At 60.9% G+C, this 18,690-nt stretch carries 17 protein-coding genes, 2 tRNA genes and 5 pseudogenes; 17 read left to right on the top strand and 7 right to left on the bottom strand.

The features are described from left to right. Position 1 precedes the first annotated feature (1 nt). Positions 2-535: a demethoxyubiquinone hydroxylase family protein gene (locus NX784_RS26765; protein ID WP_258819720.1), complete on the top strand. Its 534-nt coding sequence runs from the start codon at positions 2-4 to the stop codon at positions 533-535. 48 nt (positions 536-583) lie between these two features. Here the strand turns inward: NX784_RS26765 and NX784_RS26760 are convergent, their stop codons facing one another. Continuing rightward, a complete protein-coding gene (locus tag NX784_RS26760; protein ID WP_258819719.1) occupies positions 584-772 on the bottom strand; it encodes a hypothetical protein in 189 nt (62 codons plus the stop codon). A gap of 434 nt (positions 773-1,206) precedes the next feature. Here NX784_RS26760 and NX784_RS26755 point away from each other — a divergent pair. The 14 genes and pseudogenes from NX784_RS26755 to NX784_RS26690 form a co-directional block, all read left to right on the top strand. Beyond that, a pseudogene (locus NX784_RS26755) lies at positions 1,207-1,365 on the top strand (TMEM175 family protein); the annotation flags it as partial. A 215-nt stretch (positions 1,366-1,580) separates the two neighbouring features. Continuing rightward, positions 1,581-2,087, top strand: coding sequence for a hypothetical protein (locus NX784_RS26750; RefSeq protein ID WP_258819718.1), 507 nt, complete (start codon positions 1,581-1,583; stop codon positions 2,085-2,087). A gap of 58 nt (positions 2,088-2,145) precedes the next feature. Next, positions 2,146-2,319: pseudogene (locus tag NX784_RS26745) on the top strand (TMEM175 family protein); the annotation flags it as partial. Positions 2,320-2,400: 81 nt separating this feature from the next. Continuing rightward, positions 2,401-2,754 (top strand): hypothetical protein, encoded by a 354-nt coding sequence (locus NX784_RS26740; RefSeq protein ID WP_258819717.1) that lies wholly within the window; start codon positions 2,401-2,403, stop codon positions 2,752-2,754. A 45-nt stretch (positions 2,755-2,799) separates the two neighbouring features. After that, positions 2,800-2,973 (top strand): annotated as a pseudogene (locus NX784_RS26735) (TMEM175 family protein); the annotation flags it as partial. A 109-nt stretch (positions 2,974-3,082) separates the two neighbouring features. Further along, entirely contained in the window at positions 3,083-3,967 is an 885-nt protein-coding gene (locus NX784_RS26730) for a toll/interleukin-1 receptor domain-containing protein (RefSeq protein ID WP_258819716.1), read from the top strand. A 37-nt stretch (positions 3,968-4,004) separates the two neighbouring features. Further along, positions 4,005-4,166: pseudogene (locus NX784_RS26725) on the top strand (TMEM175 family protein); the annotation flags it as partial. Between the two features lie 74 nt (positions 4,167-4,240). Further along, positions 4,241-4,591: a hypothetical protein gene (locus tag NX784_RS26720; RefSeq protein WP_258819715.1), complete on the top strand. Its 351-nt coding sequence runs from the start codon at positions 4,241-4,243 to the stop codon at positions 4,589-4,591. Then, positions 4,584-4,743, top strand: a pseudogene (locus tag NX784_RS26715) (TMEM175 family protein); the annotation flags it as partial. The gene NX784_RS26720 and the pseudogene NX784_RS26715, both read left to right, overlap by 8 nt. 65 nt (positions 4,744-4,808) lie before the next feature. Continuing rightward, positions 4,809-5,240 carry a hypothetical protein gene (locus NX784_RS26710; protein ID WP_258819714.1) on the top strand — a complete coding sequence of 144 codons (432 nt, stop codon included), beginning with the start codon at positions 4,809-4,811 and terminating at the stop codon, positions 5,238-5,240. Positions 5,241-5,325: 85 nt separating this feature from the next. Next, positions 5,326-5,928 (top strand): TMEM175 family protein, encoded by a 603-nt coding sequence (locus NX784_RS26705; protein WP_258819713.1) that lies wholly within the window; start codon positions 5,326-5,328, stop codon positions 5,926-5,928. A gap of 232 nt (positions 5,929-6,160) precedes the next feature. After that, positions 6,161-8,287 carry a M3 family metallopeptidase gene (locus NX784_RS26700; protein WP_258819712.1) on the top strand — a complete coding sequence of 709 codons (2,127 nt, stop codon included), beginning with the start codon at positions 6,161-6,163 and terminating at the stop codon, positions 8,285-8,287. Positions 8,288-8,389: 102 nt separating this feature from the next. After that, positions 8,390-8,671 carry a DUF4404 family protein gene (locus NX784_RS26695; RefSeq protein ID WP_258819711.1) on the top strand — a complete coding sequence of 94 codons (282 nt, stop codon included), beginning with the start codon at positions 8,390-8,392 and terminating at the stop codon, positions 8,669-8,671. Between the two features lie 78 nt (positions 8,672-8,749). Then, entirely contained in the window at positions 8,750-11,026 is a 2,277-nt protein-coding gene (locus tag NX784_RS26690; protein ID WP_258819710.1) for a YgiQ family radical SAM protein, read from the top strand. Positions 11,027-11,069: 43 nt separating this feature from the next. Here NX784_RS26690 and NX784_RS26685 read toward each other — a convergent pair whose 3' ends face one another. Together NX784_RS26685 and NX784_RS26680 are read right to left on the bottom strand one after the other, a co-directional pair. Then, a complete protein-coding gene (locus NX784_RS26685) occupies positions 11,070-12,206 on the bottom strand; it encodes an AI-2E family transporter (protein ID WP_258819709.1) in 1,137 nt (378 codons plus the stop codon). Continuing rightward, complete coding sequence (locus NX784_RS26680; protein ID WP_258819708.1) at positions 12,203-12,685, bottom strand: cyclic nucleotide-binding domain-containing protein; 483 nt, start codon at positions 12,683-12,685, stop codon at positions 12,203-12,205. The genes NX784_RS26685 and NX784_RS26680 overlap by 4 nt, the downstream gene beginning before the upstream one ends. Before the next feature lie 245 nt (positions 12,686-12,930). Here NX784_RS26680 and NX784_RS26675 point away from each other — a divergent pair, with 245 nt between their 5' ends. Then, the gene (locus tag NX784_RS26675; protein WP_258819707.1) at positions 12,931-14,085 is read left to right on the top strand and encodes a GGDEF domain-containing protein; all 1,155 of its coding nucleotides are present in this window, start codon (positions 12,931-12,933) and stop codon (positions 14,083-14,085) included. A 5-nt stretch (positions 14,086-14,090) separates the two neighbouring features. On the opposite strand, the gene NX784_RS26670 is transcribed toward NX784_RS26675, so the two are convergent. The 4 genes from NX784_RS26670 to NX784_RS26655 form a co-directional block, all read right to left on the bottom strand. Continuing rightward, positions 14,091-14,729, bottom strand: coding sequence for an ABC transporter ATP-binding protein (locus NX784_RS26670; protein ID WP_258819706.1), 639 nt, complete (start codon positions 14,727-14,729; stop codon positions 14,091-14,093). Then, positions 14,720-15,793, bottom strand: a complete 1,074-nt coding sequence (locus NX784_RS26665; protein ID WP_258819705.1) for a hypothetical protein — start codon at positions 15,791-15,793, stop codon at positions 14,720-14,722. Before NX784_RS26665 ends, NX784_RS26670 begins: the two co-directional genes overlap by 10 nt. 66 nt (positions 15,794-15,859) lie before the next feature. Beyond that, a tRNA-Asp gene (locus NX784_RS26660) sits at positions 15,860-15,936 on the bottom strand. Positions 15,937-15,977: 41 nt separating this feature from the next. Next, positions 15,978-16,053: transfer RNA gene (locus NX784_RS26655), tRNA-Val, on the bottom strand. Positions 16,054-16,408: 355 nt separating this feature from the next. Between NX784_RS26655 and NX784_RS26650 the strand changes: the two genes are divergently transcribed. Further along, on the top strand, positions 16,409-18,631 hold the full coding sequence (locus NX784_RS26650; RefSeq protein ID WP_258819704.1) for a TonB-dependent receptor: 2,223 nt from the start codon (positions 16,409-16,411) through the stop codon (positions 18,629-18,631). Positions 18,632-18,690: the final 59 nt, after the last annotated feature.

Below are 18,690 nucleotides of genomic sequence, written 5' to 3'. Positions count from 1 at the left end.
CATGAGCGGCGTACCGAGTTCAGTCGTCGAGGCAGGACGCATCATCAAGGTCAATCACGCGGGCGAGCACGGCGCAGTGAAGATCTACGCCGGGCAGATCGCGACCGCACGATTGCGCGCGCGTGGATTGCTGCCCCAATTGGCAGAATTCAAAGCCCATGAAGAACGTCACAGATCCATCTTTGACAAAGAATTGACGCGACGCGGACTGCCGCGCTGCCGCAGTTACTGGCTGTGCGGTGCCGGAGGTTATGTGCTGGGGTTCGTCACCGGTTTGATGGGTGCTCGATCCATCGCGGCTGCAACCGTGGCCGTGGAGCGAGTGGTGCTTCGGCATTTGCGCCAGCAGCTTCTGCAGATCGGTTTTGCCGATCCCGAGGCCACTGCCGCCATTTCGTCGATTGTCGGCGAAGAGCAGCTGCATCACGATCAGTCAGCGAACGATCTCCGTCATGCCGGCATGATCGACCGCGTGATCGGCTCGGTGATCTCTGCCGCGACGGAAAGCGTGATCTGGATCGGCACGCGCGCGTAACGACGTTTTGACGGCGTCACGTTCGACGTTCCGCCGCCGCCATCGCTTTCAGATCGTTGGCACGTGCAGCCGGTTGTCATCTTCCAGGACGAGGCCCTGCCACGTTGCAGGCTTGCCCGTCATTTCCCATGCCAGGATTTGCTGGGGCGTACGTCCCATGCCGCCCACACATTCGGCCATCTTGGTTTTATCGAGTTCCTTGGCGAGTGCCAGATCCTTGATCATCAGCTTGTTCATGTCAATCTCCTCAATCGTTATCGAGCCGAGCGGGTGCCGGCCACGATACGAAGCGATTGCATGAAGCGTGCCAAACGAGGGAAGCGCGTGTGCCGGCGAAATCACGTACCGGGCGACGCCATTTGTTGGTTTATTCGCCGCACATGCATTCAGTGTGTTGGGTGCAGTCCAACATACTGACCGACGGAATACTTATGCTAGAGTGACATCTTGCCATTGAGCACTTCGCGTCTATGTGGCCTGGCCGCAAGCTCAAGCATGCCGCCAGCCTATCCTCATTCAGCGTAAGCCAACTACCATATCAATCATCGTTACTGCCGAGAACGGCTATTTTGAAGCCAACAGATATAAAGTTGCTATTGTCGTGGATGCAGCAGGAAGAGTATCAGTACGCGCTGAGCTGGCAAACTACTAGAACGGTGTGAAGAGTAGATGGGAAAAAACGGCTAGAGGCCTTCGGCGACGGCGTCATCACCATCATGGTGCTGGAACTCAAAGTCCCGCACGACCCTGATTTCCGCGTGCTGATCCCGCTGTGGCCCGTGTTCATGAGCTACGTGCTCGGTTTCATTTATGTAGGCATCTACTGGAACAAGCTCCAGTACGGAAGTTACCGACCAAGAGCTTGATCGGCAGTTGTCACTTGCTGAACGAATCACGTCGGATGCGCAAGTAACGATCGAACTGATTTCCGCACGTGCAAACCAATATGAAATGTCGCTCAACGGAGAATGATGTGAAAAGGCTCTCGTATCTGTTTGTTGCCGTAATGCTGTTCGGTTGTGCGGGGGGATGGTATGAAAGATGGATGGCAGTGCCATCGGCAATGCCCAACGCATCGTTCGCTGTCGATGGATTGCCAGAGTATGGCCAACTCTCTTTCGAGAATAAACTCGTCCACTTATTCTTTACTCAGTGCCATTTGACTAAGGACGGCTCAGTTCCCGGCCAACTGTGTGGCACCCTGATTTTGACTCCGGGAGCAACGGTGGAGTTCGTGAGTGACGAGTTCACGATAACTGATCTCAAACAGCATACCGTGCGTACCATGAAAATCCAGGACCGCAACTTCGAAATTGGCGTGCCATACGTCGGGCCGGATGTGTCGGGAGCACCCAGCCGATGGCCGTTCAAGGTTCAAAAATTCTACTCCCTCCCCGGCAAGCGGTTTACATTTACGATCCTTCCAGAACCAATGCAAGGAGACTTCGAGATACGCTTCGCCAGTATCAAGGTGAACGGAGACGCTCTTCAATTTCCAGCCCTGCATGTTATCGATGGTCCTGGTCGTGTCTGGATGCATTACCCTGTGTGACACGAGCGGTCATGTAACGATTAAGAAGGGCGAGCGTCAATGAAAATACGGAAAACCAATGGGTAAGAATCGATTAGAAGCCTTCAGCGACGGCGTCATCGCCATCATCATCACCATCATGGTGCTGGAGCTCAAAGTCCCGCATAGCCCGGATTTCCAGGCATTGCTGCCGCTCTGGCCCGTGTTCATGAGCTACGTGCTCAGTTTCATTTATGTAGGCATCTACTGGAACAAGCTCCAGTATGGGAGTTACCCCACCAGCACGACGTTGGCTTACCTGTGCTATGCCTAAGTTGAAAACAGTCAAATTTCTATGATGAATAACGAGAAAATCACAGAAAGCGAGAAGCCGATCTCGCCAACAGCTATTTTGATAGCGGTGAATTTTTTTGCCGTTGTACTCTATTTGGCCGCTGCATCATCCGGTTGGGTCGAACCCGAACTCGAAAGTATCCCCGGCGCATCAGGTGGGGGTGCTATGGTGTGGTTTTTATTAGCGGTGCCAATCTTTTTATTATCATTTCTTGGCAACGTCGTTTCCCTTGTTTTCGCAGTCATCCGGCGGTTTCGAACAGGTTGTTGGAACATCGCATGGTGGGCTTGGCCCGCTGTCCTTGGTCTCTGGGTGCTGGCTGTCGCGTTTGATTTTTCGCGGCATGGCACATAACCGAAGTAACAGCGAGCACCATATCAAAGTAGCTACGGAGAAACGATGGGCAAAAACCGGCTAGAAGCTTTCAGCGATGGCGTCATCGCCATCATCATCACCATCATGGTGCTGGAACTCAAAGCCCCGCACGGCTCCACGTTCGACGTACTGCTGCCGTTATGGCCCGTCTTCATGAGCTACGTGCTCAGTTTCATCTACGTAGGAATCTACTGGAACAAGCTCCAGTAAACGAATAACCCATACAGATGCTTGAATGAGTTGCGCAGTATGCAATTTTTCGTTAAATTCTTGCTTTTACGCAATATCATCTTTTGAAGAGAGAATAATGGCAATATGGCAATATGACTTTTTGGTGGCGCCACGTGATGACATTGCTGCGATCGGAATGGCAACTCCTAGCGTTTTCACGTCTGATCAGTTGAATATTATTAAGTGTTGGAAAACTAGCCAACCTCATCCTGACTTTGACGTAGAATTTGGTAAATGGCGTCCAGAATTAGAACCGTGGTCGCCTGACTTTCGTAGTTGGGGCGAAGAAGAATCAAACCGAATTGATGTTACTGTCAAAAATGGTCAGGTTAGCTACATTGTGTTTAGAGTAGAGCTACGCTCACTCAACGCTCGTTTCATCGAATTGCTCGCTAGCTTCGCCCGAAAAAATAACTGCCTGCTTATTTCTTTGCACTCTTTGGTTGCTGTTGAGCCATTTCGGCAGAGCATCATTACGTACCTTTGCCGATCGCCTGGAGCTAATAAAGTGCTCGATTGGCTTCTTAATCCGACTTTAGGAATAAATATGCCTAGTTATCCACAAGTCTTCCTTAGTCACTCTTCGGCTGACAAGCCTTTTGTCAGTAAGTTGGCTATAGATTTAAAAAGTCGGGGAATTCCAGTATGGTTTGATCAGTGGGAGCTTAAGGTCGGCGACTCGCTTACACAAAAAATTGAAGACGGTATAGATAAAAGCGGATGGCTTATCGTCGTATTGTCAGAAAATTCAATTGCTTCTAACTGGGTGCAAAAGGAATTGAGAGCTGCACAAGCGCGTGAATTGCAAGATAAGCATGTTTTTGTATTGCCTGTCGTAATCGATAAGTGCAGAATTCCGACCTTTTTGCTAGATAAGCTCTACGCGGACTTTACATTGTCTTACGAAAGAGGGCTTAATCATCTATTGGGACGATTAATGGACGGTGAGTACATCCGTTGATGGTACTGATGACTAATCAAAAGTAGCCAATTTAACCGTGGGTAAAACGAGATTAGAAGCCTTCAGCGACGGCGTCATCGCTATCATGGTGCTGGAACTCAAAGTCCCGCACAGCCCGGATTTCCAAGCATTGCTGCCGTTGTGGCCGGTGCTCATGAGCTACGTACTGAGCTTCATCTACGTGGGAATTTATTGGAACAAGCTTCAATATGGAAGTTACCCACACTTTAGGGCAAGCTTATGAAGAGATGGTTGCACATCGTATGGATTTTCTTGGCATTTTCCAGCGTCGTTCGAGCGAGTGGCGCTGCCGAGAACTGTTTGATAGAAGGCAAGAATGCTGACGGAAAACCTTACTATGTCGCTCTATCTCCAGGGTGGACAGACGAAGCCATTCTCAATGCGCTTGGGCTGGACATTCGTAAGTCAAAAATGAGTAGATCGTTAGGTCCGGATGGCGAATCGCGCACTTATTTATTGGGAAGGAAGGAAATACATATTACGAGATCTGCCTCGACAGGCATTTATGTCATGCTGTACGTAAAAGATGATGGCACGTATGCCGAATGGTACTTGCAGTCCTGCCAACATAACAATTCTGCACACAAGAGCGCCCATGGGTAAGAACCGACTAGAAGCCTTCAGCGACGGCGTCATCGCCATCATTTCACCATCATGGTGCTGGAACTCAAAGTCCCGCACGACCCCGATTTCCGCGCGCTGATACCGCTGTGGCCGGTGTTCATGAGCTACGTGCCAGTTTCATCTACATGGGCGGCTAATGAGCAAGCTCCAGTATTGCGATTTACCCATTCACATTTTCGATTAAAAGGATCAACGCGTGAAAAAGCTGATTTTTTTTCTGCTGGCGATGGCATCGGCTCAGGTTCCTGCTTGTAGCAGACTTGGGAAGGAGCCCTCTCTCGCTGAAAAATTTGTCGAGGCCGATAGTGTTGCGCTCGTCAAAATTATATCGACACGACTGGTTGTGGATGACACCAAGAAAGAAGTGTGGGACCGTGAGACGGTGGAGGCGACATACGATGTTCTGGAGACCTTCAAAGGCGACCACAGCCGTCCCGTTGTAAGGGAAATGGTGTTCGGTCCTGGTAACTGCACACTACCTCTTCTCACGGGAAATATTTATGTCCTGTTTATTGAGAACGGTACCCGATCGATATCGTCGATGAACGGTACCGAAATGCTGTTGAATGTTGACGGAACTGAGGTAAAGCCGATGCTCGCCCAACTAAGGGCGCTTAAAGGCCATTGATGACTTGAAGCGATGTACGCGTACCCTGCCGAAAGCGGTTGTAAATCTGGTTATGCGTTTATCTGGCAATGATTGAGCAGGAAACATGGGAAAAAATCGCCTAGAAGCCTTCAGCGACGGCGTCATCGCCATCATCATCACCATCATGGTGCTGGAACTCAAAGTCCCGCACGGCGCCGATTTCCGCGTGCTGCTGCCGCTATGGCCCGTCTTCATGAGCTACGTGCTCAGTTTCATCTACGTAGGAATTTATTGGAACAACCACCACCACATGCTGCACGCCGTGAAGGAAGTCAGCGGCGGCGTGTTGTGGGCGAACCTGCACCTGCTGTTCTGGCTGTCGCTGATCCCGTTCGTGACCGCGTGGATGGGCGAGAACCATTTCGAGACGGGGCCGACCGCGGCATATGGCTTCGTCCTGTTCATGTGCTCGATCGCCTACCTGCTGCTGGCGCGGGCGCTGGTCGCGAAGCATCCGAAGAACGCCACCTTGGCCGAAGCGCTCGGTGACGATCGCAAGGGCAAATTGTCGTGCGTGCTATACCTCGTCGGCGTCGCGCTGTCGTGGTTTGCCGCATGGCTCGGGTTCATCGTCTACGCGGCCGTGGCCGTCGTGTGGCTGATCCCGGATAGGCGCATCGAGGACAAGGTCGCCGAGGAAACGGCACAGCAATCCGAACAGGGCTGAGCATCCCCGAAGCCCTTTTTTCGGCCGTAAATATGTAACATGCGGCAATATCCCTGCTATTCTTCATGGGCACTCGCCGCCGGGTACGTCCCGGCGGTTTCCATTCCGGTGTCCGGATGCGATCGGTGAGCAGTCCAGCGGCATCCCAGGGCGGGGATGGGTGGTGCGTACCAAAAAAGATCCCTCGTGGCACAAGCATGGGCGGATCGATAACCCTCGGAGAGCTCAAAGAATGAACCGTTCGCACTTCCTGGCCGTCGCTGTTACCGCAGCCGTCGCCAACCTGGCCCATGCCGCCCCCGCGTCGCTGCTGTCGGCGTCCAACCCGTTCGCCAAGCCGAGCACCCTGCCGTTCCAGTACCCCGCCTTCGACAAGATCAAGAACGACGACTTCGCGCCGGCGTTCGAGGAAGGCATGCGTCTGCAGTCGTTGGAAATCGATGCGATTGCCAATAACAAGGCGGCGCCCACCTTCGACAACACGATCGTCGCGATGGAGCGCTCGGGGCAGCTGCTGAACCGCGTCTCGACCGCGTTCTTCAACCTCGTCGGCTGCAATACCAATCCGACGCTCGACGCGCTCGACAAGGACCTCGCGCCGAAGCTCGCCGCCCACAGCGACAAGATCCGCCTGAACGACAAGCTCTACAAGCGCATCCAGACGCTGTACGACAAGCGCGCCAAGCTGCACCTCGATGCGGAATCGGCTTATCTGCTCGAGCGTTATCACAAGGACTTCGTGCGCGCCGGCGCGCAATTGTCCGCCGCCGACAAGGAGACGCTGAAGGCGTATAACGGCAAGATCGCCGCGCTGCAGACGGAGTTCAGCCAGAACGTGCTGAAGGAAGCGAACGCGTCGGCGCTCGTCGTCGATACCCGCGCGGAACTGGCCGGCATGTCGGACAAGGCGATCGACGCCGCCGCCGCGCTGGCAAAGAAAGACGGCCTCGACGGCAAGTTCAAGGTGCCGGTCGTGAACACGACGCAGCAGGCGCCGCTGTCCGAGCTGACCAACCGCGCCACGCGCCAGAAGCTCCTCGATCTGTCGCTCGCGCGCGGCAGCCACGGCGGCGACTACGACAATCGCCAGGTCGTGCTGGACCTCGTCAAGGCCAGGGCCGAGCGCGCGAAGCTGCTGGGCTATCCGAGCCACGCCGCCTACATGCTGGAAGACCAGACGGCGAAGACGACGGATGCCGTCAACAATCTTCTTTCCGAGTTCGCCAGGCCGGCCGTGCGCAACGCGCACAAGGAGGCGGCCGAGATCCAGAAGGTCATCGATGCCGACGGCGGCAAGTTCCAGGCGACGGCGTATGACTGGAACTATTACACCGACAAGGTGCGCCAGGCCCGTTACGCGTTCGACGAAAACCAGTTGCGTCCGTACTTCGAATACAACAACGTGCTGCTGAACGGCGTGTTTTTCGCCGCGAACAAGGAATACGGCATCACGTTCAAGGAGCGCCACGACCTGCCCGTGTACAACCCGGACGTGCGCGTGTTCGACGTGTTCGACGCCGACGGCAAGCAGCTCGCGATCTTCCTGCACGATCCGTACGCGCGCTCGAACAAGCGGGGCGGCGCGTGGATGAATGCGTACGTCGCGCAGAACAAGCTGATGGGCACGCATCCCGTCATCGCGAACCACCTGAATATCCCGAAGCCGGCCGCGGGCGAGCCAACCTTGCTCACGTACGACGAAGTGCGCACGATGTTCCACGAGTTCGGCCATGCGCTGCACGGCATGTTCTCGAACGTGAAGTACCCGCGCTTCTCGGGCACGCGCGTGCCGCGCGACTACGTCGAGTTCCCGTCGCAGGTCAACGAGATGTGGGTGGCTTGGCCGGAGGTGCTGTCGAATTACGCCAAGCACTACCAGACGGGCGCGCCGATGCCGAAGGAATTGCTGGACAAGGTGCAGGCATCGTCCAAGTTCAACGAGGGCTATCGCACGACCGAGTACCTGGCCGCGGCTATCCTCGACCAGAAATGGCACCAGCTGGGCACGGACCAGATCCCGACCGACGTGCCGGGCTTCGAGGCGACGGCGCTGCACGATGCCGGCGTCGACTTCCCGCTCGTCCCGCCGCGCTACCGCACGACGTATTTCTCGCACGTGTTCTCGGGCGGCTATTCGGCCGGCTACTACGGCTATCTGTGGGCCGAGAAGCTGGATGCCGACACGGTCGAGTGGTTCAAGGAGAACGGCGGCCTGCTGCGCAAGAACGGCGACCGCTTCCGCCAGATGCTGTTGTCGCGCGGCGGCACGATGGATGCGATGGACATGTACCGCAACTTCCGCGGCCGCGACGCGAAGATCGAGCCGCTGCTCGAGCGCCGCGGGCTGACGGGCGAGTAATCCGAACGCGCGCCACCCCGCCGCGGCGGGCGTGGCGCGCCGATGCGCCCCATCGCGCCCATCGGGTGTAGACTTCTCACAACATCATGACGTGAGAAAGCCATGCTGCCCGAAAACGAAAATACCCTGAAAGCGCACCTCAAGACGCTGCACCGCAGCCTCGAAGACGCCGGCGAAGTCGACGACGAACTGGAAATGCTGCTGCGCCAACTCGACGGCGACATCAAGCACGTACTCAACAAGCGCGCCCAGGATCCCGACGCGAACACGTACGGCCTCGCATCGCGCGCGCAGGAGCTGACGGCCCGCTTCGCACTGCGTCATCCGACCCTGGAACCGGCATTGCGCGAGCTCGGCAACATCCTCGCGAGCATGGGGATTTAACGACAAGCCATTGAAAATTAAGCCATTTTTGGAGGCGGCAGCAGCTTAAAAAGGCGTTTTCCGGTAAAATGCCGGCCAATGAACTCCCCTGCCAATCTTTTCGCGAACGTCGCCAAGCGTTCCAGCCGCGCCCCGGCCGCCCCGTTCCTGCCCATGTCCCGCGCGGAGATGGACAAGCTCGGGTGGGACTCGTGCGACATCATCCTGATCACGGGCGACGCCTACATCGACCATCCGAGTTTCGGCATGGCCCTCGTCGGCCGCCTGTTGGAGGCGCAGGGGTATCGCGTCGGCATCATCAGCCAGCCGGACTGGACCTCCGTCGAACCGTTCCGCGCGCTGGGCAAGCCGAATCTGTACTGGGGCATCACGGCCGGCAATATGGATTCGATGGTCAACCGCTACACGGCCGACCGCAAGATCCGCTCCGACGACGCCTACACGCCGAACGCCGAGCCGAACAAACGGCCGGACCGCGCCGTGACCGTGTACTGCCAGCGCGCGCGCGAAGCGTTCCCGGGCGTGCCCGTCATCGCCGGGTCGATCGAGGCGTCGCTGCGCCGCATCGCGCACTACGATTACTGGTCGGACAAGGTGCGCCGCTCCGTGCTGTTCGAATCGAAGGCCGACCTCGTCATCTTCGGCAACGCCGAGCGCGCACTCGTCGACGTCACGCGGCGCATCGCGGCGGGCGAGAACATCAAGTCGATCCGCGACCTGCGCGGCACCGCATTCCTCGTGCCGCACGGCTGGCTGCCGGATGAAGAGTGGACCGTGCACAATTCCACGCGCGTCGACGTGCCGGGCCGCATCGACCAGCAGCCGAATCCGTACGCGATGGCGCTGGAAGACCCGAAGCAGTGCGCGCTCGACAACGCGGCGCCGGAGCCGGAAGTCAAACCCATCGTCATCATGACGCGCGAGCAGCGCCAAGCCGCGGCGCGCGAGAAGGCGCAGAAGACCGTCGTGCGGCTGCCGTCGTTCGAGACGGTGAGCGAAGACCCGGTGATGTATGCGCACGCGTCGCGCGTGTTCCACCTGGAGTCGAATCCGGGCAATGCGCGCGCGCTCGTGCAGCAGCACGGCGACCGCGACGTCTGGCTGAATCCGCCGCCGCTGCCGCTCGCGATGGACGAGATGGACGGCGTCTACGACCTCTCGTACGCGCGCGCGCCGCACCCGAGCTACGGCAAGGCGCACATCCCCGCCTGGGAAATGATCCGCTACTCCGTGAACATCATGCGTGGCTGCTTCGGCGGCTGCACCTTCTGCTCGATCACGGAGCACGAGGGCCGCATCATCCAGAGCCGGTCGGAGCCGTCGATCCTGCGCGAGATCGAGCTGATCCGCGACACGACGAAGAATTTCGCGGGCACCATCACGGACCTGGGCGGCCCGACCGCGAACATGTACCGCCTCGCGTGCAAGGACAAGAAGATCGAGGAGACGTGCCGCCGCTTGTCGTGCGTGTATCCGACCATCTGCAGCAACCTGGGCACGGACCACAGCAAGCTGATCTCGCTGTACCGCAAGGCGCGCGCGATCCCCGGCATCAAGAAGATCCTGATCGGCTCGGGCCTGCGCTACGACCTCGCCGTGCGTTCGCCGGAATACGTGAAGGAACTCGTCACGCACCACGTGGGCGGCCTGCTGAAGATTGCACCGGAGCACACGGAAGAGGGCACGCTCTCCAAGATGATGAAGCCGGGTATCGGCGCCTATGACGAGTTCAAGGCGTTGTTCGACAAGTACTCGAAGGAAGCGGGCAAGAAGCAATACCTGATCCCGTACTTCATCGCGGCACACCCGGGCTCGACGGACGAGGACATGCTGAACCTCGCGCTCTGGCTGAAGAAAAACAATTTCCACCTCGACCAGGTGCAGACGTTCACGCCAACGCCGATGGCGATGGCGACGACGATGTACCACTCGGGCAAGAATCCGCTGCACAAGGTCACGGAGGATTCGGAAGAAGTTCTCACCGCGAAGAGCGGCAAGACGCGCAAGTTCCACAAGGCCCTGCTGCGCTACTACGATCCGGAAAATTGGCCGACCCTGCGCGAAGGTTTGAAGCGCATGGGCCGCGGCGACTTGATCGGCAATGGCGAGCGCCACCTGGTGCCGCCGGCCGGCGCCGAGCAGGAAGTCGCACCGCAGCGCGGCGGCGAGCGCCGTCCGCCCGTCGCACCGCGCGGCGACGCGCCGAAGGGCCGCGTGATCGAGGTGGCGCCGCGGCGCAATGGCCGCGGTGGCGAACGCCGGGGCGAGCCGGCACCGTTCACCGCACCGCCGACCAAGGCGAAGGCGGGCATCCTGTCGACCATCAAGGCCAAGCCCAGGGCGGGGCGCAAGTAACGACAACCGGGGCATGCCCCGGTTTTTTATTGCCGCTAAATTTTCAGACGCTCAGGTCGGCACTCGCCTGCTTCTCCCGCAAACGGCGTGCATAGCGGTGTCTCGCGCGCAGGCGCGGATGGGTCATCAGCCGTCCCATCGTCTCGCCGATCACCATCACGACGCCCAGCAGCGGCAGCACGAGCATCAGCCCCGCCACGCCGGACAGGGCGCCGCCGATGAAGATCATCAGCACCGTCACCAGCGGATGGATGTGCAGGCTGCGGCCCAGCGTCAGCGGCATGAAGACGAAGTCGTCCAGCAGGCGCGCAAGGATGAAGACGACGATGGCGCCGTACGCGATCAGCGGATTGGCCGGCGCATCCGTGGCCGCGACGACCACCACCATCATGCAACCCACGACGGAGCCGACGAACGGCACCCACGCGAGCAGAGCGGAAATAAAACCGAGCAGCAGCGGCGACGAGACGCCGATCACCCACAGGCCGAAGCCGAGGACGATGGTGTCCAGCACGGTCAGTTTCAGCAAGCCCTCGAAGTAGCGGCGTGCCGTCTGGTCGACCTGGTGCAGCAGGAACAAGGTGCGTTCGAAATAGGCGTTGGGCACGGCGCGCGCGAGGAATTTCTTGAAGCGCAGGCCGTCGCGCAGGAAGAAGAACGCGAGGAACGGCGCCAGCAGCAGCGACGGCAGCCAGCCGGCCGCGCCCAGCAGGATGCCGGTCAGGTGGCGCTGGGCGAAGTTGTCCGTGTAGGCCTTGAAGCGCTTGTTGACGACCGAGGTCAGGTGCATCTCGGCCAGGATCGGGAATTTCGCTTCCAGCAAGGTCATCGTGTTGCGCACGAAGGCGACGCCGCCGTCCAGGTACAGCGCGCCCGTCTTGTGCCAGCTGTCGGCGTCGCCGGGGACCGCCGTCCACGTCATCGCGGCCATCAGCAGCAGGACGCTGGCGCCGAAGAACACGATGCACACGAGCGTGGCCGAGACGTTGCGCGTGAAGCCGGCGCGCAGCAGGCGCTGCATCGGCCCCAGCAGGATGTAGTACATGACGGTGCCGACGATGAACGGCAGCACGAGCCACAGCATGTGCTCGAGCAGCACCAGCAGCAGGCACGTGACGCCGATGATGCCGGTCCAGACGAACGGGCCGCTGCGCTCGTCGCGGAAGGCGTTATGGATCACAAGGCCTCCACCTGCGCGTGGCCGTCGAGCCAGCCGCGCAGGCGCTGGCCGATGTGCCGCGCCAGTGCGAGCGAGATCTTGTAGCCGATCACGGCATCCGTCTCCATCAGCGCGAGGAAGTCGTCGCGGAAGAACACGGCCAGTTCGCAGGCGTCCATCGCGCGGACCTGGGCGCTGCGCGGTGAATTGTCCAGAAGCGCCAGGTCGCCGAAGAAACTGCCCGGGCCCAGCTCGCCCACGATCTGGCGCCCCCGGCTATGGGAACGGCTGATCTGCACGCGGCCGCTCATCACGAGGTACAGCGCCTGGCCTTCCTCGCCCTCGTCGAACACGATTTCGTCCGGCAGGTAGCGCCGTTCGTGCATGAGGCCGTCGACGAACTTGATTTCCAAGGGCTTGAGGGAACGGAACAACGGCGTGTTCTGCAGCCGGAGCTGGCGGGGCGACAACGTGGGCGATTTCAGGAAACCAAAGATCACGACAGCTCCAGGACGATGCAGCCGGCGGCCGCATGGTCATTATGAACGATTCAATTGTGTTTGCGCAGCAACGATCCGTGAAGACTTTGCATGGCAAACAACGGCCGTCAGCCAACGTGCATAGCCGGTGAGAAGCCGCACAAATGGTACGTGCATCGCCTTGAAAAACGTGTAATATAGTTCCTTTGAGAAATATTAGTTACCTACATGGCATCATTTCACCACTTCCGATCGGGAGGATACGTGTGATCGATCTGCAGACCTTCATGCTGGCGCTCGGTGTCGGCAACACGGCGTTTGCCTTGCTGATGGCGGGTTATATGCGGGGCGCGGCTGGGAATCCGGCCCTGCGCACGTGGATGTGGGCGCGGCTGTCGTCGGGCCTGGCGCAGATCTGCTGCTGGGCGGCGCCGCACCTTGGCCTGCCCCTCGCGGAAGAGTTCGCGGCGTTCGGCTGGGTGGGCGGCGTCGCGCTGGAGCTGGCGTCGTACTGCGTCTTCTTCGGATTCGGCAACTGGCGCCGCATCCTCGCGCCGGCGACGGTCGCCGCGCTGCTCATCGTCGCGGCGGCCATCGTGGCGCGGGCGTCGCGCGCGCAGATGACGCAGGTGGTGGCCGTGATCGTCGCCCTGTTCGCGACCGGCGCCGCCACCATCCTGCTGCGGCCCCAGCCCGGCGCACCGCTGCTGCAGCGTATCATCGGCGTCAACGACGCCCTGTTCGCCATCGCGATCTGGACCTGGATGGGCGTCGCCAACGGCGGACTCGGCACGTTCGATGCGAACCCCGTGTACGGCTTCGCCTACCTGGCCAGCTATCTGCTCATGATCGTCAACGGCTTCGGCTTCCTGTTGCTGTGCAAGCTGAAGGACGACCAGCGCATGCAGCGCCTCGCCACGATCGACGGCCTGACGGACATGCTGAACCGACGCGCCTTCTTCGAACGGGCCGAGCGCGCGCGCCAGGCCGCGCTGCGCATGCGCAAGCCGATCGCGTTGATGATGCTCGACCTCGACCACTTCAAGCAGCTCAACGACAGCTTCGGCCATGCCTGCGGCGACGACGCGCTGCGCCTGTTCGCAGACACCGCGCGCGCCACCCTGCGCGGGAACGACGTGATGGGCCGGCTCGGCGGCGAGGAATTCGCGCTGGCGATGCCGGGCACGTCGCTGGCGGGCGCGCAGTTCGCGGCCGAACGCCTGCGCAACGCCGTCGCCGAGGCACCGCCACCGGCCTGCGCCGCGACTTGCCGCATGACGGTCAGCATCGGCCTCGTCATGATCGATCCGCACGAAGAATTGACGGCCGCCCTCGCGCGTGCCGACCACGCCCTGTACGCGGCCAAGACGGGTGGCCGCAACCGCGTCGAGATCGGCGCGCCACTGCTGCGGCGGGCCTGACACCGTCATAGAACGCCCGGCTGCGCGTCCAGGTCGAGGATGGTGGTCGGGGCGAGCTGCAGGTCCAGGTGGCTCGTCAGCACGATGCAGCTCGTGCCCGCGTGCGTGCGGCGCGCGAGTTCGTCTTCCAGCACGCCGACCGCCTGCGTGTCGAGGCCGTTGAACGGTTCGTCGACGAGCAGCAGGCGCGTCGGCAGCGCGAGCGCGAGCGCCAGTTGCAGCTTCTTGTACTGGCCCAGCGACAGGCCCGTGACGGGCTGGCCGCCGACGTCCGCGATGCGGAATGCGTCCAGGTGCCGGCCCAGCGCGTCGCGGTCGGCGTCGGGGTAAAGCGCGAGGTGCAGTTCGAGCCATTCGCGCGCCGTCAGCCAATCCAGGGCCGGCGCTTCGCCGCCACAATAAAAGCTCAGGCGCCGGTAGGCGAGGGCGTCCTTATCGCTGTCGAGGCCGTCCAGGCGGATGTGGCCGCGGCTCGGCGCCAGTGCGCCGCCCAGCAGCTTCAGCAACGTCGTCTTGCCGCGCCCGTTGCGGCCGCGCAGCCACGTGAGGCCGGGGCCGATCCGCAGGTTCAGGCCGAGGAAGACGCTGCGCGTCGCGAAGTGAAAGCCGACGTTGTCGACGTCGACGGATGGAGTCAATCCCATAGTTTGCTTCCGAAGGCGCACAGCAGCACGATGGCGAACGCGACGAGCGCCATGCGGCCGCGTGCCGTGAAAGGTGGCGTCAGCGTCAGCACGGGCGGCACGCCCCATGCCAGCGCGAGATACAGGTGGCCCGCCGTGCCATGCCAGGCGCCGGCCGCAGCGCCGATGGCCGTGAGCGCTGCAGGCGCAGGCGCCATGGTCAGCAACGTCATGGCGCGGGCACGCCGGGCCAGCGCGGCGTCGTCGATGGGCCAGGCCGCCGCCGGCAAGCGCACGCGCGCGAGCTGGGTGCGCAATGCCTGGTCCGCCTCATACGCGAGCACTACCAGCACGATGCTCGTGACGATGGCGCCGGCCACGCGCGGCAGCGATTGCGGGCCCATCATCCACAGCGCGGCGGCGCCGACGGTTGCGGCCAGCAGCGCACACTGGCGCAGGCCGGCGGACGAGCTGCGCCACAGCGGCAGCCAGAACAGCCGATGCCAGAAATAGAACCCGCCAGCGCGGGGCGTGGCTGGATGCGTGTCGGCGGCGGCTTCCTGCGGCGTCGAGCGCGCCCGTGCGGGCAGGCCGGCGCCCTGCACGAGCAGCGCGGTGGCGCAGGCCCAGGTCAGCAGGAACGACAGCACGGTCCCGGCGGCGGCGCGCGCGGGCAGCAGCCAGTCGGGACGTTGATACAGCCAGATGGCCAGCGACGCCGCATACGCCAAGGCCAGCGGGGCGGCCAGCAACGCGGCCACGGCGGACGATGCGCGCACCAGCAGCCCTTGCGGCACGGGCAGCGGATGCAGCCACGCGCGCACGTGCGCGGGCACGACGCGGGACCGCAGCAGCACGACGGGCAGGCTCATCGCGACGCCGTGCAGGCACAGCAGGGGCAGGGCGAGCGGCAACGGTTCGGCGGCCGCGAGCATCGCGGGCAGGGCGGCGAAAGAGATCAGGCCGACGATGAGCGGGCCCAGCACGAACATGGCGATCTCGGCGGTGCCACGCAGGCGCGCGGCGAGTTCGGCCACGGCGTGGCGGGCGAGGAGGAGACGGAACCTGACGTACGGATGAACCAAGATCGTCGATCGAGTTTAAGTAGAAACGAAAAAGGGTCCGACGAATCGGACCCTTCTTCTTGATACTGGCGGAGCGGACGGGGCTCGAACCCGCGACCCCCGGCGTGACAGGCCGGTATTCTAACCAACTGAACTACCGCTCCGTTTACTCTGATCGGTGCTTCACCTGCAAGAACCTGGAACTTGGTGGGCGCTGAGAGGCTCGAACTCCCGACCTAATCCTTGTAAGGGATCCGCTCTACCAACTGAGCTAAGCGCCCGTCACTCTGTTTCAGAGGTTTCTTGCCTGACGTTTGTCATCACGTCCGAAGAGGCCCGAATCATAGCGTATCCCTTCAAACGCGCGCAAGGGTTTTTCAAAAAAAGTGAACAGCGAATGCAAAGTCCCACTTTCTCATATACAACAAACTGTTGTAAGGATGTGTAGGCCGGAGCGTATTCCTTGCATAAGGATATACACATAATCGACAATTGCCGTTTTACAAGCCGGCAAGATTCAGACATCCACAATCAGATGCGACTTGCCGAGGCCGACAGCCTGCCTCGCACGAGGTGCCTCGGGAGAGACGGCGGAGACAACGCGGCAGTTTTTTTACTCTTCTCTAGGAAAACTCAATGATCAAGATGTCCAAGATGCACAAGCGCGTCATCGCCGCGCATGGCGCAGTGCTGGCGCTCGCAGCCGTACCCGGCGGCGTGGCCCTGGCCCAGACTGCGCAGGCGACCGAACTGCAGACGGTGACCGTGACGGCACAGCGCCGTACCGAGAACATCAAGGAAGTGCCGGTGTCCGTCACCGCCATCAAGGGCGAAAAGCTGGACGTGCTCGTGTCCGGCGGCCAGGACATCCGCGTGCTGGCCGGCAAGACCCCCAGCCTGAACGTTGAGTCCTCGAACGGCCGCACGTTCCCCCGTTTCTACATCCGTGGCTATGGCAACACGGACTTTTCCGAGTTCGCATCGCAACCCGTGTCGCTGATCTATGACGACATCGTCCAGGAAAACCCGATCCTGAAGGGCTTCCCGATGTTTGACCTGGCCGGCGTGGAAGTGCTGCGCGGCCCGCAGGGCACGCTGTTCGGCCGCAACACGCCGGCCGGTGTCGTGAAGTTCGAATCCGAAAAGCCGAACTTCAAGAAAGTCGAGGGTTACTACAACCTGTCGTACGGCACCCATGCCACCGCCAACGTCGAAGCCGCGGCCAACGTGCCGCTGTCGGACAAGTGGGCGATGCGCGTGTCGACGCTGCGCCAGCACCGCGACAACTACATCGACAATTACTCCGACGTCGCCAGGACGAACAAGACCGCCGAACTGGACGGCTACAACGAACACGCCGAGCGCGTGCAATTCCTGTACAAGCCGGACACCACGTTCAGCGCGCTGTTCAACGTGCACCAGCGCATGACGACCGGCAGCGCCCGCCTGTTCCGCGCCAACCTGATCAAGAAGGGCACGAACGACTTCGCCGACGGTACCGACCTCGACAGCATCGTCACCAACGCGCAGAACTACCAGCACCTGAAGACCAACGGCGCCAACGCCCGCGTGACGTGGGATCTGGGTCCCGTCATCTTCCACTCGATCACCGGCTACGAGTCGGTCGGCAATTACTACAGCCGCGGCGACATCGACGGCGGCACGCCGCAAGGTCCGGGCTTCATCCCGTTCCAGTCGGAGACGGGCGGCTTCATCGACAAGCTGAAGCAGTACTCGCAGGAATTCCGCGTCGAGTCGAAGGATGCCGGCCCGCTGCACTGGCAGGCCGGCGTGTACTACTTCAAGGAAGACGTGGCCGGCGGCAGCGACGGCTACAACAGCGCCACCGGTGCCCAGACGTCGCGCCAGTCCAGCGAGCAGAACAACAAGGCGTGGGCCGCGTTCGGTTCCGTGGCTTACAACATCAACGACGCCCTGTCGGTGCGCGGCGGTATCCGCTACACGGACGACAAGAAGGACTTCGCCACCGTCACCGCGATCGGCTTCACCCCGGTGGGCCCGAACAGCGTCAGCGAAAGCAAGGACAAGGTCAACTGGGATCTGTCGACCACGTACAAGCTGAATCGTGACGTGAACCTGTACGCGCGCATCGCGACCGGCTTCCGCGCCCCGAGCATCGCGCCGGCCTCGACGTTCGCACCGGTGGGCATCACCGTCGCCGACGCCGAGACGATCACGTCGTACGAAGGCGGCATCAAGGCCGACCTGTTCGAGCGCCGCGCCCGCGCCGCGTTCTCGGTGTACGACTACACGGTCAAGAACCAGCAGCTGACCGTCGTCGGCGGCAACACGAACGTCACCAAGCTGATCAACGCGAACAAGACCGACGGCCGCGGCGCCGAGTTCGACTTCGAAGGCCTCGTGACGCCGGACCTGCGCGTCGGCGCCAGCGCGTCGTACAACTTCACGGAAATCCGCGACCCGAGCCTGTCGCTGGCGAAGTGCGCCGCCTGCACGGTCACCGACCCGCTGAACGGCGCGGGCCGCGTCGTCATCGATGGCAACCCGCTGCCGCAGGCACCGAAGTGGATCGTCAACCTGAACGCCCGCTACAGCATGCCGGTCGCCGATGGCGAGATGTATGTGTACACGGACTGGTCGTACCGCTCGCAGATCAACTTCTTCCTGTACGAAGCGACCGAGTTCACCGGCAAGGCGCTGACGGAAGGCGGCCTGCGCGTGGGTTACATCTGGGGCGATGGCAAGTATGAAGTGGCTGCCTTCGGCCGCAACATCCTCGACCAGCGCCGCATCACGGGCGCGATCGACTTCAACAACCTGACGGGCTTTACCAACGAACCGCGCACTTACGGCGTTCAGTTCAAGGGCAATTTCTAAGTTTTAGGTAAGTCTCCAGACGAAAAGCCGCGAGCGATCGCGGCTTTTTTTTCGCCAAA

It is taken from the genome of Massilia pinisoli (genome assembly GCF_024753285.1).
Lineage (GTDB): Bacteria > Pseudomonadota > Gammaproteobacteria > Burkholderiales > Burkholderiaceae_D > Telluria > Telluria pinisoli.
The sequence above is the reverse complement of the archived record's forward strand: the minus strand, read 5'-3'. Positions and strand labels throughout refer to the sequence as shown.